Origin of the sequence: Paenibacillus monticola, assembly GCF_009664975.1 — a bacterium.
Classification (GTDB): domain Bacteria; phylum Bacillota; class Bacilli; order Paenibacillales; family Paenibacillaceae; genus Paenibacillus_AQ; species Paenibacillus_AQ monticola.
On record NZ_WJXB01000001.1, the window covers coordinates 272,211 to 290,614 of the forward strand.

Below are 18,404 nucleotides of genomic sequence, written 5' to 3' on the forward strand. Positions count from 1 at the left end.
CTTGTTTCGGTTGCATTTTTTTTATGCCTATACGAGCAAGCACTTCATGAAACAATCGGCATACATTAACGTAAGCCCAGTCGCCCAGACTAGACGGATTCCAAGAATAGAGGAGCGCTCCAACATGCAGGAAGCATCAGGTTCAACATCTTTTCCTATTGGTAAATTAGCTATTCTTCTGGCCGTTCTGCAGGAGCATGAATGGAAAAAGGTCGTGGAGCAGGAGTTAAAGTCTCAGGATTTCCGCTATACGATTGGCAGGGTGGGTGCTATGGACATGATTAAGGTGATTGCGGCGATCGAAACGGCTGCGAAGAACAACAATATTATTGACAGTAATAAGTACCGGGAAGTGCATTCACTCTATCACGCTATTATTGAAGCTATTCAAAGTATCGGCCGTGGTGTCGTGCAATTCGGTGATATCTTGCGTACAGTAGGGCTCACTTTTGCCATAGTCAGGGGTAAGATGACCGGTGCAGTGGAGCATGAAGGAGAATGGATTGCAGTGTGTGCTTATGGCACGATTGGCGCTCCCAAAAAGGGATTTGAGCATGAAGCCATTGGCTTTGGATTTAATCATATTTAGAAGGTATTTGCCTGGAGAAGCAGCCTTAACAAAGAATAAGCCGTAATTTAGTTTTTTAGTGATATAGAAGCCGGTACCTCTTATTAGGGTATGGGCTTTTTCTATTACTCGTAAAGCAGGTGAGGATCATGTTGGAAATAGCCAATAACACAACCATTATCCATGGCCATTCATTAACAATAGAAGAGGTCGTTAAGGTAGCACGGTATTACAAAACTGTGGAGATCAGCGAGGAAAGCTGCCGCAAGGTCAATCACACTCGGAAGTATGTAGAGAAGCTGCTGTTGGAGAAAAAAGTAGTTTACGGCTTGACCACCGGCTTCGGTAAATTCAGCGATACGTATATCTCCCCTGAAGATACGAAGGTGCTGCAGCTTAACCTGATTCGCAGCCACTCCTGTGGCATTGGTGCCCCGTTCCCGGAGGAAGTGGTCCGCGCCATTCTGCTGTTAAGAGTGAATGCGTTGTCCCTCGGCTACTCCGGTATTCGTCTGGAGGTGATTCAGCTGATGGTGGAAATGCTCAATCGGAACGTTGTGCCGGTAATCCCGGAAAAAGGCTCCTTGGGCGCAAGTGGTGACTTGGCTCCGTTATCACATATGGTGCTGGTTCTGATTGGTGAAGGCGAAGCCTACTATCAGGGTGTTCGTATGCCGGGTGGGCAGGCCATGGCGAAGGCGGGCTTAGCGCCGATTGTTCTTGAGGCCAAGGAAGGCCTTGCCCTGATCAACGGAACGCAGGTTATGACTGCAGTCGGGACGATTGCTTGCTGGGATGCCATGAACCTGGCGAATTGGGCCGATTGCACGGCTGCCTTAACTTGCGAAGCGTTGCGGGCTGTTCGGGATGCTTTTGACCCGGCCACACATGTTATCCGTCCTCATAAAGGTCAAAAAGAAGTGGCTGATAATATCCGTAATATGACGGTTGGCAGCAAGTTGATGACTGGGCAAGGAGAACTAAGGGTGCAGGATGCCTATTCCCTTCGTTGCATTCCGCAGGTGCACGGGGCCAGTCGGGATGCTTTAGCTTATATCGCCGAAAAGCTGTTGATTGAGATTAACTCGGCGACCGACAATCCGTTGATTTTTGCAGATGAGGAGCGGGTAATTTCAGGGGGCAACTTTCATGGTCAACCGATTGCGTTGCCGATGGATCATCTGTCCATAAGTGCAGCGGAATTGGCGAACATCGCTGAGCGAAGAATTGAACGGTTGGTCAATCCGCATCTGAATGAAGGGTTGCCTCCCTTTTTAACTAAGAATGGCGGACTGCAGTCGGGCTTTATGATTGCTCAATATGCGGCGGCATCCGTCGTTTCGGAGAACAAATCACTTGCTCATCCGGCTAGTGTGGATTCTATTCCTTCTTCAGGGAATCAGGAAGATCATGTCAGCATGGGCACGATTGGAGCGCGTAAAGCGAAACAAATTGTGGATAATGCCTATGCCGTGCTAGCTATCGAGCTGTTGTGTGGAGCACAAGCCATCGACTTTCGTGACCCGCAACTGTTGGGCAAAGGAACGAAGTGGCTGTATGAGCGCTGCCGGGAGTGGGTACCTTTTCTCGATGAGGATCGGGTGCTGTCTAATGATTTTGCGAAGATCGCAGATTGGATGAAAGAAGCGGGTGTGTTGGAGGAATTGTTCGTCATGGTTCCATTTCATTCTTAACTTATCCTAGAAGGGAGATCGTCAGATTATGGGCTTAAATGCAGAGAGAGTGTACCGCGCTCCAAGAGGAAACCAGTTGAATACTAAAGGTTGGGTGCAGGAAGCTGCACTGCGTATGCTGATGAACAACTTGGACCCAGAGGTAGCGGAGCATCCCGATCAACTGGTCGTTTACGGCGGAATCGGCAAAGCCGCCCGTAACTGGGAGAGCTTTGACGCTATTGTAAACACGCTTAAAGTCTTAGAAGATAATGAAACTTTAATGATTCAATCCGGCAAACCGGTTGCCGTCTTCCGCACACATAAGGACGCGCCGCGCGTGTTATTGGCTAATTCCAATCTGGTGCCGGCCTGGGCGAATTGGGCCACCTTCCATGAGCTTGATCAAAAAGGGTTGATGATGTACGGGCAAATGACCGCAGGCAGCTGGATTTACATTGGGACTCAAGGGATTGTGCAAGGTACGTATGAGACATTCGCGGAGTGTGCGAAGCAGCATTTCGGAGGCAGTCTGCAGGGGACGATTACGCTCAGCGCTGGATTAGGTGGGATGGGCGGTGCTCAGCCGTTAGCTGTAACTATGAATGAAGGTGTGTTTATCGGAATAGATGTAGATCAGACCCGTATTGAGAAGCGGATTCAGGCCCGATATTGCGACCTCATGGTTGAAACCCTGGAAGAGGCGATTACCCTAGCTGAAGCTGCCAAAAGCGAGGGCCGCCCGCTCTCCATCGGCTTGATTGGCAACGCCGCCGAATTGCTGCCACGGATGCTTGCCCGGGGTTTTGTTCCAGATATTCTGACCGATCAGACCTCGGCCCATGATCCATTAAACGGTTATTTACCGGTAGGCTACACCGTGGAGGAAGGCAAACGATTGAGAGAAGAACATCCGGTAGAATACGTAAAGCTAGCTAAAAAAAGCATTGCCCGTCATGTGGAAGCGATGCTTACGTTCCAGAGTCTAGGAGCGGTCACCTTTGATTATGGCAACAATATTCGGCAGGTGGCTTACGACGAAGGAGTTGCGCAGGCCTTTAGCATTCCTGGCTTTGTTCCAGCCTATATTCGCCCGCAATTTTGTGAGGGCAAAGGGCCCTTCCGTTGGGTGGCCTTGTCGGGAGATCCGAACGATATCTATAAGACGGATGAAGCTATTCTCAGAGCATTCCCCGAGAATGCGGGCTTGCAGAAGTGGATTACTATGGCTCAGGAGAAAATCTCTTTTCAAGGGCTTCCGGCCCGTATTTGCTGGTTGGGTTATGGCGAAAGAGCCAAATTCGGCCGCATAATCAATGACATGGTCGCTACAGGCGAATTATCTGCGCCGATTGTCATCGGCAGGGATCACTTGGATGCAGGCTCCGTAGCCTCTCCGAACCGGGAGACCGAAGCCATGCAAGATGGCAGTGATGCCATCTCCGATTGGCCTCTTCTAAATGCTCTGGTAAATACAGCTGCGGGTGCCAGCTGGGTATCGCTTCACCATGGCGGTGGTGTAGGCATGGGGTATTCACAGCATGCCGGGATGGTTGTTGTCGCAGATGGAACGAAGGACGCGGAGACCAGACTGGAACGGGTGTTGACGTCAGATCCGGGTATGGGTGTGATTCGTCATGCGGATGCAGGTTATGCGTTAGCCGTGGAAACGGCCCGACATCATGGAATAGTGATGCCTATGCTCGGCGATGCTGGGAAGGAGCTATAGGATGAGTATGATCTACATTCGTAACGCAGCCCAGATCGCCACCCTTAGCGGAGCCAGCACGAAGCCGAAGACAGGTAAGGAGATGGATGAGCTTGACCTTATCGAAGACGGCGGCATAGTCATTGAAGACGGAATGTTCACCTTTGTCGGCAGTAACGAGGATGCTTTCCGTTATGTTGAGAGTCACTCCATGAGTAAGCAAGTCTTGGTGCTCTCAGCGGAAGGGAAAACCGTTACACCAGGTTTGATCGATCCACATACCCATGTTGTTTTTGCCGGTTCCAGGGAGTTCGAGCTGAACCTGCGTTTGCAGGGCGCTAAATATATGGATATTCTGAATGCTGGCGGCGGAATCTTGTATTCAACAGAGCGTACCCGTGAAGCTACAGAAGAGCAGCTAATCGCCGAAACTACCAAGCGGCTGGATCGGTTTCTGGCATATGGAGTCACGACGATTGAGGCTAAAAGTGGATATGGTCTGCGAATAGAGGACGAATTGAAGCAGCTTCGGGTAGCCCGCCAGCTGAATGCTGCCCATCCGGTAGATCTGGTGTCTACGTTTATGGGAGCCCATGCCGTGCCGGCAGAGTTTAAAGGGAACACAGAAGGATTTGTGCGGACGGTGATTGAGGAGATGATTCCGGCGGTGGCCCGTGAGGAATTGGCAGAATTCTGTGACGTCTTTTGTGAAGAAGGAGCATTTACAGTTGAGCAATCCCGCGAGATCCTAGTGGCCGGGAAAAAGTGGGGGCTGAAGCCTAAAATCCACGCCGACGAAATCGTACCTTACGGAGGTGCAGAACTGGCTGCTGAGCTGGGTGCAGTTTCGGCCGATCATCTGCTGCATGCTTCCGAAGAAGGCATTAAGCTCATGGCGGAGAATGGGGTGATCGCCGTCCTGCTGCCCGGCACGGCCTTTTTCCTCATGGTTCAGCCAGCCGCCGCGCGGGCGATGATTAATGCCGGTGTACCGGTCGCGCTGTCCACAGATCGAAATCCCGGCTCCTCACCAACAGAATCGCTGCCTTTTATTATGAATTTGGCTTGTCTGACCATGAAAATGACTCCGGCCGAGGTGCTGAGCGCTTGTACGATTAATGCTGCTCATGCGATCAACCGAGCCAATGTTATTGGCAGTATTGAAGTCGGAAAACAAGCCGATCTCGTGATGTTTGATGCGCCTAATTACCTTTATTTGCAGTACCATTATGCGGTTAATTTAGTCGATACCGTGCTCAAGAAGGGTGAGGTTGTCATTCAGAACGGAAAGAGGGTATACGGATGAATACATTACGCATAAATGCAGAACGACTGCAAAACAACATCCGGGATCTTGCCATGTTTGGGCTGAATGAAGTTACCGGCGGACTAGAGCGCACAACCTTTACAGCAGCTGAATTGAGCGCGCGGGAATGGCTGAGAGATAAACTGCATCATTTACAGCTGCAAGTCAGGGTGGATGAAGCAGCGAACGTTTGGGCGTTCAGAAGCGGCGACTCAGAGGCGGCTCTCCCCGTGATTGCCTTCGGTTCCCATATCGATACGGTTCCCAATGGGGGGAAGTATGATGGTGCTCTGGGGGTCTTGTTAGCGCTGGAAGTTATGACTGTACTGGAAGACAACAAGATTGCTACCCGCCATCCCCTGGAATGGGTCTCTTTTAGCGCCGAAGAACCGAATCCCTTTGGTCTTTCGACCTTTGGGAGTAGAGCCATATCCGGTAAATTGAGCCAAAAGGATCTTGCTGGTGTGCACAATGAGCAGGGGGATTTGCTAACAGATGCGCTTAGGTTGGCGGGTGGTGATCCGGATCATTTCGAAAAATCGCGACGCAAGCCGGAGGAATTAGCAGCATTTCTCGAAGTTCATATCGAACAAGGGAAAAGGCTCCTGGCCCGTGACATCCCTGTAGGTATTGTGAGCGCCATAACAGGTATTTACCGTGAAGAGATCACGGTAATAGGGGAAGCGAACCATGCGGGGACGACATTGATGGTGGACCGGAAGGATGCGCTGATGGGAGCCTCCGAGATCATGCTTGCCTTCGAAGCGGTCTGCCGCAATCATCCTGCGGATGAGGTTGTGGGCACGATTGGTAAGATCAGCAATGAACCGAATGCGGCTAATATTATCCCGGAAAAGGTAATCTTTCATCTGGAGGTCAGAGGGGAACGACGCTCACAGATTCAGGAGATCTTGGAGGCTTGGAGCAAGCTAGCCCTATCCATTACCGATAGAAGAGGCATCCGTTTGGAACGCCGGTTAATTCTTGATCAAGTACCGGAGCCGATGGATTCCTTCGTTATAGCCGTCTGTACGGAACAGGCGCAGGAGCTGGGACATCCCATTCTCCAGCTAGGCAGCATGGCTGGTCATGATGCTACGCATATGGCCTCTTTGACTAAGGCAGGGATGCTGTTCGTGCCTAGTCTTGGCGGAAAAAGCCATTGTCCGGAAGAGGAAAGCCGGATAGAGGATATCGAGAAGGTTGGTAACGTACTGCTGCAGTCCATTCTGGCTCTAGATCAACAACTGAACCGTTAGGAGGATTCTAATGCGCCAATTATATTCTGCTGATTATGCATATATCGAGGATGGATTTAAGGAGCATGCAGCTCTGTTGATAGACAACGGAATGATTATGGATGTTGGTGACCGTGCAGAACTACAGCACCGTTATCCAGAGGCTGAACACATAGAGTGGGCTGGAAAAGCGATCGTACCCGGCACGGTCAACGCGCATAATCATTCTTTTCAAAGCTTGTTGCGGGGAATCGCCATCGATAAACCCTTCTTGGAATGGCGGGATGAAGCATTGTACCGCTTTACGCCACTGCTAGATGAGGAGGCTATTTACACCGGTGCTTTGCTGGCTTTTGGGGAAATGCTGCGTTATGGAGTCACGACGGTAAGTGATTTCTTCTATGTCCATAATGGCGGCACCGCGCATGATGAAGCTGTGATCAGAGCTGCCCAGGATCTGGGCATTCGTCTAGTCTTTGCGCGTACCCTGTATGATTGGGCGGGTGCACCACTCGCCTACCGCGAAACGGTACCAGAAGCGGTAGAGCGGACAAGGTCATTAGCTATAAAGTATCAGGGCAACTTCATGGTCACGATTCATCCGGCTCCACATAGTCCACATGCAGCTTCGCCGGAGATGATTAAGGCCGGACATCGTCTAGCGATGGAGCTGGATACACCTTTTCATATCCATGTGGCTGAGGAAATGTTTGAGGTGGAGGAAATCGTCCGCGACTATGGACTGCGACCTGTTCATTACCTGGATTCCTTAGGTGTATTAGATGAGCGAATGATTGCGATTCACTTGGTGTGGTTAGCGAATTCTGAAATTGAGCTGATAGGTCAAAGACGCGGTTCGCTGGCTTATTGCCCGTCCAGCAATATGTTCTTGGCAGACGGCGTCACCCGTATCCCGGACCTAGTTAAAGCTGGAGTCCGAGTGGCACTTGGAACGGACGGTGGGTGCAGTAACAATCGGATCAGTGTGTATGAGGAGATGCGCATGTGTGCGCTTTTGCAAAAGGTCAACCGTCTGGACGGTACCTGCATCACCGCTGAGCAGGTCTACAAGATGGGGACCTCTAACGCCGGTGAAATACTGCGGATGCCCATCGGATCTCTCCAAGCTGGACAACACGCCGACTTCGTCGCACTCGATATTAACGATCTTTCCCTGGCACCGAAAAAAGAACTGTTTGCCAACATGACCTATGCCATGCAGCCTGGGGCTGTCTCCACTGTTGTTGTTGCAGGTCGGATCGTATTTGAGCATGGAAAGCTACAAACTGTATCCGAGTCTTCCATCGGCGGACGGGTGGACCAGCTATTTGCGAAATGGGATATGAGATAGCACTTGTTTCTCATTTAATTGTCAGAAATGGAGTTTATACTAACAAATATAACTACTCACGTGTAGTGAACATCAATATCAAAAAATGTATTTATAGAGGAGAGGGCAATGCGTATTCTATTAGCGGAAGATGATCTTCGACTGGGGCCGCTCATTGTGCATATGCTGAACAAGGAAGGACATACGACGGACTGGGTACAGAATGGACTTGAAGCATTGGATTATATTAGTGTTACAAGCTATGACCTGCTGCTACTGGATTGGATGATGCCGCTAATGGATGGTGTCACGCTCTGCAGGCAGTTAAGAAAGGATGCGTACGCTGGAGGAATTATTTTGCTTACTGCAAAAGATACCTTGAATGACCGGATCAGTGGGCTGGATGCAGGTGCTGATGATTACGTGATTAAACCGTTTGAATTCTCAGAGCTATTTGCTAGAATCCGCAGCATCTCTCGGCGTATGGTGCAACCGATTCAGGACGATTGGATAGGGATATCGCCTTATAGATTACTATTAAATGAAAGAAGCCTACAGTGCAATGATGAACAGGTTACACTAACTACCCGGGAATTCCAGTTAATGGAGCTCTTAATGAGAAATGAGGGTAAGGTACTCCCGCGATCCTTGCTTATCGAGCGAATATGGGGATACGATTCGGAAGTGAATAGTAATACCTTGGATGCTTTGGTCAAACAGCTGCGGAAGAAGCTTGATTGCACAAAAGGGCAGATGCATATTAACAATGTACGCGGCATGGGGTACAAAGTGGAGGTATCTGTTGTTTGCACAAACGAATAAAAGGCTGACCACTTTTTTTGCTGGTTTAATGATCGTATTCTTGTTATCAATGAATGTGACAAGTTACATTTTATTATCTTCTATTATCTATAAGGAACAGAAAACAAAGCTGGAAGCCGTGGTAACTAGTGAAATACAGGAGCACTCAAATGAAATGCTTACTTATAACCATAAGACAAGTACTAGCAAATATTATATAGGCAAGGAGGAGACAAACAGTCCATCTGGCGAGATCGAAACGCCCCTGCGTCCCTTTTACATGCTGATTGATCCTGAAGGGCAGATTATTAGAACAGATGCGGTAGATGAGGATCTGGCAAATGATATCAAGGAGAATGTAAAGGATTGGATTCCTCAAGAGAAACAGACTCTTCATCATATCTATGATATTGATAAAGAGAATGTCCATCTGTTCTTGGCGGGTAGAGCCGTCTATCGAGAAGGTCTCTACGTGGGAAGCATAATAGCAGGTATTGATATTACAGAGCAGCAAAGATTGTTGGAACAAGTAACTCATACCCAGATTATCATTTCTGTTTTATTTCTTGTCGTTTCCATTATTTTTGCCTACGTGATGTCTCGTCGTGCCATGAAACCAATCATTCATTCCTTTGTTAGGCAGCAGAAGTTTACTGCTGATGCATCTCATGAGTTGCGCACGCCGCTTACAGTGCTGCATTCGTCTATTGAGGTATTGGAGAATGAAACAGAGGATATACTTTCCCCTTTTGGCAAGCAGGTGATGGATGATATGAAGGATGAGGTTCGACGCATGACGAGTCTCATCTCGAATTTATTGAGCTTGGCACAAGCTGACGCAGCTGTTGTGGATCTTACATATGATGAATTCTCGTTGGATGGAGAATTAGAACGGGCGTTCCGAAATTTTCAGCCTATTGCACAGCAGCAAGCGATTAAGCTTGTGCTAAAGGCAAATACACAAGTTATTGTGAGGGCTGATCAGGAACGACTTCAACAGCTGTTCGTGATCCTTTTGGATAATGCTGTACAATATACTGCTGCAGGAGATCGTATCATGATGAAGGCCACAGTGAAGGGTAACCTGTTGACCCTGCAGATCCAGGATACAGGTATTGGAATTCCGGAAGCTAAGCTGCAGGAAGTGTTCGAGCGTTTCGGTAGGGTAGATGAATCTCGCAATCGTACGCAGGGCCACACGGGTTTAGGGTTGTCGATTGCAAAGTGGATTGTAGAATCGCATGGTGGTACCATCTGGGTCGAAAGTGAAGTGGGTATTGGAAGTACATTTTTCATTGCTCTGCCGATTGTTTCACATTTGGCAACAACCTGATAGATTAGCGTAATTATAAGGCTAGCCCAAACCAATCCCAAAGGAGATATTTATTATGAGTACGCCCCTTCATCCGCTAATTGTCCACTTCCCAATCGCTTTATTATCTTTAGGTGCGATTCTCCAATTAATCGCCTTGTGGAAGCCGGATTTCTGGAATAAAATCGCCAACTTCTGCCTGATGATTGGCTTTGTCTCTGCTATTGTGGCCTATCTGACTGGCGACAGTGGGGAGCATTTTGCTAAACAAGTGTTCGGGACGCAAGAAGCAGCCGTTCATACCCATGAGACCTTTGCCATGTTTACCTTAATTGTGTTTGGAATAATTGTCGCGATTAAATTGTATCAACTGTTTCCAATGATCCCACAATTAAAGAAATATGCGAAATTTAGCTTCTCCAAAGTATTTATCCCAGTTCTGATTATCTTATCACTGACAGGCGGAACATTGGTAGTATTAACAGGCCATTATGGAGGCAAACTGGTGTATCAAGCAGCTTCCCAAGGGAAATAACACCAAGAAATAGTTGCATAGCTGAAGTGTTAAACCAGCGCGTACCAATCCCCCCCATTGGTGCGCGCTGGTTTGATTTGTGTGTTACAATTTATTTGTAGAAACATAAGAATCTATAGGTTCTACAATATAATTTGTCCTTTGGAGGATACATATGAAAAAAGTAGAAGCCATTATTCGCCCAGAGAAGCTTAGAGAAGTCATTGATGCCTTGCGAATTATTGAAGTAACCGGCTTTACCGTTACTCAGGCACAGGGGCGCGGTCAGCAGAAGAATACAACGGGAGTTTATAGAGGAAAGTCTTATACGGTTAATTTGCATCACAAAATAAAGATTGAAATCGTCGTATCTGACAATAAAGTACAAGAAACCATTCAGACGCTTATCAAGACAGCACAAACTGGAGAAATGGGCGACGGTAAAATCTTCGTTCTACCTCTACTAGAAATGTATAATATTAGAACAGGTCAGACTGACGAAACCATAGATGAATTGAAATAAAAGCCGAAATGAAATAGATCACAGCAGGGGACAAAGACATACTTTGTCCCCTTTTTGTGTAAGGAAACATTACATTGGATGTTGACAATTTGACCCCTCTCCCTATAATATAACTTATGTTATATAAAGTATCAGGGAGGGTAACACCATGAATGCCGGAAGTGATATCGCTTTAAATACGGTTTGGGTAGTGCTTGCTGCTGCGATGGTTTTGTTTATGGAGGGCGGCTTTAGCTTGCTCGAAGCGGGATTTGTTCGTACGAAGAATGCAGTTAATGTGACTATGAAAATCTTTGTTGATCTCACCATTGGGGTGTTAGCCTTTTTCTTAGTAGGTTTTGGAGTCATGTTTGGAAAAGATTTTTCCGGAATCATAAGTTTTAATTTTTGGGGTGCCTCCCAGACTTTACATATCGATTTGAATCTACCTTTGTCAGCCTATGTGCTGTTTCAGATTGGATTTGCCATCGCGACAATTTCCATAATATCCGGTGCTGTTGCTGAACGGATGTCTTTTAAGGCGTATATCCTGATCGCTTTTTTTGTAGCCGCTATTTTATATCCGATCTCAGGCCATTGGGTGTGGAATCCTGAAGGATGGCTTGCGCAGTTGGGCATGAAGGACTTTGCTGGCTCGGCTGCTATTCATGCTTTAGGAGGTTCGGCTGCCTTTGCTTTTGCCAAAGTGCTGGGGCCCCGCCGTGGCCGGTTCAATACGGATGGAAGCGTGAATGTGTTTGCCCCGAGTAACATTCCACTAGCCTCAGCCGGTACTTTTATCCTGTGGTTTGGCTGGTTTGGATTCAATGCCGGCAGCACCTTGAACGCCGCTGATGTCAACCTTTCGCTAATCGCTCTGAATACCATGCTGGCCGCTGCTGCGGGTGGGACTTCTGCTATGATCTACACTATGTTCCGCTATGGAAAAGCAGATCCCAGTATGACGATGAATGGTGCGCTAGCAGGTCTGGTTGCTATAACAGCTGGCTGTGCGTTTGTAACTCCGTATTCATCCATTCTAATTGGTCTAGTTGCTGGTGTTCTTGTGATTTGGGGAACGCTCGCCATTGATAGGCTGCAGGTTGATGATCCGGTAGGAGCCGTTGCTGTTCACGGGATTAATGGATCATTTGGTGCCTTGGCAGTGGGGCTCTTGGATCAAAAGGCGGGCCTCCTGACTACAGGGCACTTTCATTTGCTGGGTGTTCAACTGCTTGGAGTCATTGCTGTGGTATTCTGGGGCTATTCGTTAAGCTATGGTGCAGCCAAACTGATCCAAGCAACCGTCGGCCTGCGGGTTAAGGATGATGAGGAAGAAGAGGGTCTGGATATGGCGATGCATGGTATTCCTGCTTATAATGAGCTCGAAAGATTTAGCGATCAACCCGTTAGCGATCAAGCGTTGTATCTGAGAACAGGATCAGAGGATTAAGAATGATTCAATATAATAGCCTGCTAGCAAGAGGTCTTTCGCGAGTATTCAAACTTGTGGAGGATCTCTTTTTTTGGAAAAAATACGGGATAATCTATATTATAATATAATGAACATTTTAGTAAACTTTGTTACTATTGAATAAACTGATTATGGGAGTCTATTATGCCAGATGTATATCAGACTGAAATTTTGCAGTATTCGTTATACTCTTATGTTGAGAACAGCCCGGATGCTATCTATATTTTAGACACCAATAAAAGGGTAGTATATGTTAATTCATCTTTCACAAAAATGTATGGTTGGACTAAAGAGGATTTAAACAATATGAAACTCCCCCACATTCCCCCTGAATTAATTGAGGAACGGGACAGACTCTCTCAGTATATTGACCAGGGGACTGAAGTTTTCTCACTGGATACGTTTAGGTTGAAAAAGGATGGCGAACTGATCAGTGTCAGTCTGTCTATTACTTCGGTAAAAGAGCCTGCGGGGAAGATTATTTCTTATGTGTGTCTTTCCAGAGACGTTACAGAAACGAAACTATCGGAAATGAAATATTATAGATTGTTTAACCAAGTCAATGACGCTATCTATTTCTATCAGCAGGATCATGAAGGAAAACCTTCGAAGTTTATCGATGTAAACGAGATGGCTTGCCAAATGCTTGGTTATACGAAGCTTGAACTTCTCTCGAAATCAGTAAATGATATTGCCCACCCAAGTCTTAAAGATAAAATTGAGGATACCTTCTCAACTATTATTCAAGGAAGGTCCACTTTTACAGAGTGGATTCATATCACCAAGGATGGATCGACCAAACCAGTGGAAATTAGCTCGAGAACATTTAAGCTGAACAATAAGACAATGGTAGTTTCTATAGTTCGTGATATTTCGGAACGGAAAATAACGGAAGAATTATTAAGGAAGACTGAGAGCATCTCGTTAATCGGAGAGCTTTCGGCTGGAATAGCCCATGAAATACGTAATCCATTAACTAGTATTAGAGGTTTTGTGCAATTATTATTTGCCCAATCTCAATTAAGTGAGAAATATAGTGATTTGGTTATCTCTGAGGTCGATCGAATTAATTCAATTATTGGGGAACTACTGCTGCTTGCGAAACCAACAAGTTCCGAATTTCTTGATAAAGATCTTATAACCTTATTGAAACAAACAGTAACCTTACTTAATGGCCAAGCTCATTTGTCGGAGAATGAGATTGATTTAGAAATATATGAGCAAGAGGCTAGTTTATACATAAGATGTGCTGAGAATAAACTGAAGCAAGTTTTTATTAATATCCTAAAAAACGCCATAGAAGCTAGTCCCCCGGGAACGGAGATTAGAGTTCAGGTATGTAGACAGAAGCAGCATGTATTAATCCGGTTTATGGATCAGGGTAAAGGCATACCCACTGAAATTCTAAGTCAAATAGGTACACCTTTCTTCACAACGAAGTCCGGTGGTACAGGATTAGGAATTATGATTAGTCAAAAAATTATCCGTGATCATCAGGGGACGATTCAGTTTAGTAGCAATAATCTGCAAGGTACCATTGTTGAAATAACATTGCCCTATACCTATACATTGGAGTGATTTACGAATGAATATGACCTGGAATCTGGATACATTGTATCCTTCTTTTGAATCCCCAAAGCTAAGAGCAGACCGAGAGCTGCTTGATCAACATAGTAGGGCCTTAAACCAGTGGACTAAGAGTAAGCTTGCGAACACGCAGGGTCCTACAGCAGCAATCGAAGCCTTTCTGAGACTGTATAACCAATATAAAAGCGTATATGTGTGTTTGTTGGCTTATGCAGAATTAATTCTCAGTGCGGATAGTGACAATAAGGAAGCTATGAATCTTGCAGATGATATAGAGCAGGTGAATTCTGAAATTGCCGGGACCATTGCTGGCTTTAAGCTTTGGCTTGCCGGCTGTGAGAATGTTGATAAGTTTATCGGGAGCTCACCTTATCTGTTGGAGCATCGATTTTATCTGCAAGAGTTGTTAGCGCAATCCCGTCATGTGTTAAGTGAAGAAGTAGAAGTGGCTATAGCCAGCATGCAGAGTACAGGTTCCAAAGCGTGGGAGAGGCTCTACATGGAGCGGGCCTCAACTGTGCGTACAAGTATCTCTATTGAAGGCGATCCCAAACAGTTTACACTTTCCGAACTGAGAAGTATGGCTTATGAGAGTAAGGCGGAATTAAGACTCGCTGCGTATACTGCAGAGATTGAAGCCTATGAACAGATTGCCCCAGTCTGTGCAGCCAGCATCAATGGAATTAGTGGCGAGGCGCTAACGATCTATGGAATGAGAGGTTACTCTTCCGCACTGGAGAAGGTGCTGGTGGCTTCAAGAATGGATAATGAAACCTTGGAGGCCATGCTGGTTGCGCTCAAAGAAAGTCTGCCAAGCTTTCATACCTACTATCGGACGAAGGCTGAACTTTTGGGGCATCAGGACGCACTTCCTTTTTATGATATCTTTGCACCGATCGGTGAAGAGACGGCACAAGCAACCTACACGGAGGCAAAGGACATTATTATATCCAGCTTCACAACCTTCAGCGCAGAGCTGGCTGAATTTGCCGAGAAGGTCTTCGAGCAGCGCTGGATTGATGCAGAGCCACGAGCAGGCAAGGGTGGATTTGGATTATGCATCGATATTTTTCCTATTCAAGAGAGTAGAATTATGACCCACTTCACCGGAACTTCACTGGATATTAGCGTGCTTGCCCATGAAATTGGCCATGCCTATCATAGTTCCTGTCTAAGTCATGAAACGATGCTGAACACAGATTATCCGACACCGATTGCCGAGACGGCCTCAATATTCTGCGAGACCTTAGTGAATCAGGCCTTAATCAGCAGTGCATCGGGGAAGGAAGCTCTCCCGATTCTGGAAAGAAGCATTTCCGATGCCGGTTACTATCTGGTAGACTTCTATGCCCGCTATTTATTTGAACTTCAATTATTTACAAGAAGAGCGTCAGGGCCATTATCCGTTCAGGAACTGAATGAATTAATGCATTCCTGCATGGTAGAAGCTTATGGTGAAAGCATTGATGAGACTACACTCCATGCTTATATGTGGATGAACAAGGCTGGTTATTTTATGGCTGGGAATGAATTTTTGAATTTCCCATATTCCTTCGGACTGCTATTCTCTAAAGGGCTATATGCTGAGTATTTAAAAAAGGGAGAGGAATTCTTTACCCAATACCGCCTATTCCTGAGTGCAACCAGCAAGAATAATATTGTTGATGCAGCTAGTATTATGGGAGTAGACGTACATTCTATTGATTTCTGGAGAAATGCGTTACAGCTGATTAAGACAGATATCGCAGAGTTTATTAGCAAAGCATAGTTATATACTTAATTATAGGTTTCTTTTGGGTTCTTTGAACTTGGAAGAGGCCTTTTTCTATAGCGCTATAGGAACTGTTTCTTATTCTAGTGGGATCACAAATAGGAAACAAGAGTGATTACCAATAGATGTAATTAAGCTTAAGATTAGGAAACCACCTTAATGTTACAAATTATAACAATATTATCGCGTTACCTCACAATAATGGTACTAATTAGGGTAGCGAGTTATATTTCCAACATTTTATATAATCTTGTCATTTTCTGTTCATGTATTTGTATTAATACTGAAATTAGCAAAGGTTGCAGTATAATGCACGGAAGGTGGACTTGAAATGACAGATGATATGGATATTGTGAAGCGGATGGCGGCGGGTATTGTTCATGAAGTAAGAAATCCTATTACGGTTATAAAAGGGTATACGACACTGCTGAGGGATTCTATAAGCCCTAAGCATTCTAACCTCATTCATTCACAGATCGTAATTTTGGAGAAATTAATGGATGGCTTAGAATTCTTGGCAAGGGTTGATGACATCGACAACCTGAATTTTAGAAACGTTAAGCTTAAGAATCTTGTCCACGATTGTCTGGACGATCTGTATCCTGTTCTACAGGAGGCAGGAATACAAGTGGAGATCAAATGTGAATACCATCGGGAGATACAATGTGAGCAGAAATTAATTTGTATGCTGCTGAACAATCTCCTGATCAATGCTGTTGAGTCCATGTCTGAAGGTGGAGTTATTGCGATCCGAATAGCTGAATATGATCAGGATTTTGTGAATATCCAAATAGAGGATAAAGGTACGGGCATTTCGGCAGAGCGAGTTCCTTACCTAGGACAACCTTTCTTTTCAACCAAGGAAAAGGGGATTGGAATGGGAGGAATGCTGAGCAGAAGTATTGTCCAGAAGCATTATGGTACGCTCATTTATTACACGGATATCGGAATAGGAACTATGGTTAACATTCATTTACCTAAACAGCAGCCTATTAGCAGTGTTGAAATCGATAATTCTGTACAGTCTGATTTAGATACACTGACTTGTAATTAATTTTACTAATGGGGGTCTGTTAAATATGATAATGAAAAAGATCTTAATTATCGATGATTCTGCAGAGAGCTGCTCAGTTCTAGGGATTATGCTGCGGAAAATGGGATTCATTGATATTACTGTTGCCAATACAGCAAAGGAAGGGCTAGAGAGACTAAACCTAAACCAAGCAGCAAGTCCTCAAATGGATTTGATTTTATTAGGTATAGATCTGCCGGATTGCAGCAGCCTGGAAATATGCGAGCAAATTAAAACAAATGATGCCTATGAGAATACTCCAGTAATCCTATTGTTAGCAGCAAGAGAAATGGATTTGGTTGAGACAGCCGTACTTGCCGGAGCTCAAGATTTTGTGGAAAAACCATTTAGATATACCGATCTTTGCTTAAGAGTAAAGTTTGCTTTGAAGAATCTTCAAGCGCCAGAGATACGAACAGATTTGCTTAAACCATCAGCCCCCCTATTGGATCAACTGCGCAATTTAATGTCTAAGGTAGCCAAGAAGGTAGATACAGAAGGTGGAACCCAGGAACGATTTCGAAGCTTATTTGAAGATACCCCTGCCATGATCTATGCAACAGATGCCACTGGTTATATCCATGATGTAAATACATATTTTTTGAATAAGATGCAATGTTCGTTACAGACGGTACTTGGTAAAAACATTTTTGATTTTTTGACTGCGGATTCCGAGCTATTGTTCCGGGAACAGATATATCCTAGGTTATTAGAACAAAAGGAAGTATGTGATATTGAGCTATCTTTTGTAATACCTAATGGGAAGGTGATTGAAGGGTTAGTGAATCTGAAGATAACAGAAGATGCAAAAGGGCATCTACTGCGTATTTATACAATGATCAGCGATAATACAGAAAGAAAAAAGAGTGATCGGGAAATGCTCCATTTGGCATATCATGATGATCTTACAGGCCTGCCTAATCGAGCGTCTTTTTACAAAAGCCTACATTTAGCTATAGATATCGCTAAGAAGGAGCAACATCAGCTTGCTGTGATGTTAATCGATTTGGATCATTTCAAGGATGTTAATGACACCTTGGGACATCGAATCGGAGACAAGGTGTTACGTGAAATATCGAGCATTATTGCAAATCAGATAGGTGAGAATGGAACGGTTGCCCGTTTGGGTAGCGACGAATTTGTAATTCTAATTAATGATCTTAAATTTGAAGAAGAAGCGATACATACTGGGAAAATGATTCTGCAGGCTTTTAAGCATTCAATGAAATTTAGAACCATGGGACTGGAGACAATGGCCAGTATAGGGGTTAGTATTTATCCGCGAGATGGCGAGGATGCAGAGTCATTAATTAGCATTGCTGATATCGCAATATATCAGACCAAAAACAAGGGGCAAAATGATGTCCAACGATACCAGAAGGGAATTATTAGTAGATTCCAAGAGAAGAGAAATATGGATCTTCTGGAATTAGCCCGATTGTAAGTGGAGTTATATATATGTATATATATTCTAATCATATTTTGTATATAATTTATGATTAAAATAGCCTTACAGTGAATTATGAGGTGATTATTGTGGGCTACTCT

Annotated in this window: 15 protein-coding genes; all 15 read left to right on the forward strand. The window is 45.3% G+C overall.

Annotation, left to right across the window (positions count from 1 at the left end; genetic code table 11):
• Positions 1-124 precede the first annotated feature (124 nt).
• The 15 genes from hutP to GJB61_RS01280 all read left to right on the forward strand — a co-directional run bounded on the left by hutP (position 125) and on the right by GJB61_RS01280 (position 18,300).
• Entirely contained in the window at positions 125-589 is a 465-nt protein-coding gene (gene hutP / locus GJB61_RS01210) for a hut operon transcriptional regulator HutP (RefSeq protein WP_154117268.1), read from the forward strand.
• Between the two features lie 128 nt (positions 590-717).
• A complete protein-coding gene (hutH, locus tag GJB61_RS01215) occupies positions 718-2,262 on the forward strand; it encodes a histidine ammonia-lyase (RefSeq protein WP_154116341.1) in 1,545 nt (514 codons plus the stop codon).
• 28 nt (positions 2,263-2,290) lie between these two features.
• Positions 2,291-3,970 carry a urocanate hydratase gene (gene hutU, locus GJB61_RS01220; RefSeq protein WP_154116343.1) on the forward strand — a complete coding sequence of 560 codons (1,680 nt, stop codon included), beginning with the start codon at positions 2,291-2,293 and terminating at the stop codon, positions 3,968-3,970.
• A 1-nt stretch (position 3,971) separates the two neighbouring features.
• The gene (gene hutI, locus GJB61_RS01225; protein WP_154116345.1) at positions 3,972-5,255 is read left to right on the forward strand and encodes an imidazolonepropionase; all 1,284 of its coding nucleotides are present in this window, start codon (positions 3,972-3,974) and stop codon (positions 5,253-5,255) included.
• A complete protein-coding gene (locus GJB61_RS01230; RefSeq protein ID WP_154116347.1) occupies positions 5,252-6,514 on the forward strand; it encodes a Zn-dependent hydrolase in 1,263 nt (420 codons plus the stop codon). Before hutI ends, GJB61_RS01230 begins: the two co-directional genes overlap by 4 nt.
• 10 nt (positions 6,515-6,524) lie before the next feature.
• Entirely contained in the window at positions 6,525-7,844 is a 1,320-nt protein-coding gene (locus tag GJB61_RS01235) for an amidohydrolase family protein (protein ID WP_154116349.1), read from the forward strand.
• Between the two features lie 108 nt (positions 7,845-7,952).
• A complete protein-coding gene (locus GJB61_RS01240; RefSeq protein WP_154116351.1) occupies positions 7,953-8,645 on the forward strand; it encodes a response regulator transcription factor in 693 nt (230 codons plus the stop codon).
• Positions 8,626-9,957, forward strand: a complete 1,332-nt coding sequence (locus tag GJB61_RS01245) for a sensor histidine kinase (protein ID WP_195724187.1) — start codon at positions 8,626-8,628, stop codon at positions 9,955-9,957. Before GJB61_RS01240 ends, GJB61_RS01245 begins: the two co-directional genes overlap by 20 nt.
• Positions 9,958-10,012: 55 nt before the next feature.
• On the forward strand, positions 10,013-10,471 hold the full coding sequence (locus GJB61_RS01250; RefSeq protein ID WP_154116355.1) for a DUF2231 domain-containing protein: 459 nt from the start codon (positions 10,013-10,015) through the stop codon (positions 10,469-10,471).
• Between the two features lie 154 nt (positions 10,472-10,625).
• Positions 10,626-10,973 carry a P-II family nitrogen regulator gene (locus tag GJB61_RS01255; RefSeq protein WP_154116357.1) on the forward strand — a complete coding sequence of 116 codons (348 nt, stop codon included), beginning with the start codon at positions 10,626-10,628 and terminating at the stop codon, positions 10,971-10,973.
• 148 nt (positions 10,974-11,121) lie between these two features.
• Positions 11,122-12,405, forward strand: a complete 1,284-nt coding sequence (locus tag GJB61_RS01260) for an ammonium transporter (protein WP_154116359.1) — start codon at positions 11,122-11,124, stop codon at positions 12,403-12,405.
• Positions 12,406-12,570: 165 nt separating this feature from the next.
• The gene (locus tag GJB61_RS01265) at positions 12,571-14,004 is read left to right on the forward strand and encodes a PAS domain-containing sensor histidine kinase (protein ID WP_154116361.1); all 1,434 of its coding nucleotides are present in this window, start codon (positions 12,571-12,573) and stop codon (positions 14,002-14,004) included.
• 7 nt (positions 14,005-14,011) lie between these two features.
• Positions 14,012-15,781, forward strand: coding sequence for a M3 family oligoendopeptidase (locus GJB61_RS01270; protein WP_154116364.1), 1,770 nt, complete (start codon positions 14,012-14,014; stop codon positions 15,779-15,781).
• A gap of 334 nt (positions 15,782-16,115) precedes the next feature.
• A complete protein-coding gene (locus GJB61_RS01275; protein WP_154116366.1) occupies positions 16,116-16,838 on the forward strand; it encodes a sensor histidine kinase in 723 nt (240 codons plus the stop codon).
• Between the two features lie 25 nt (positions 16,839-16,863).
• Positions 16,864-18,300, forward strand: coding sequence for a two-component system response regulator (locus tag GJB61_RS01280; protein WP_154116368.1), 1,437 nt, complete (start codon positions 16,864-16,866; stop codon positions 18,298-18,300).
• The last annotated feature ends 104 nt before the right edge of the window (positions 18,301-18,404 follow it).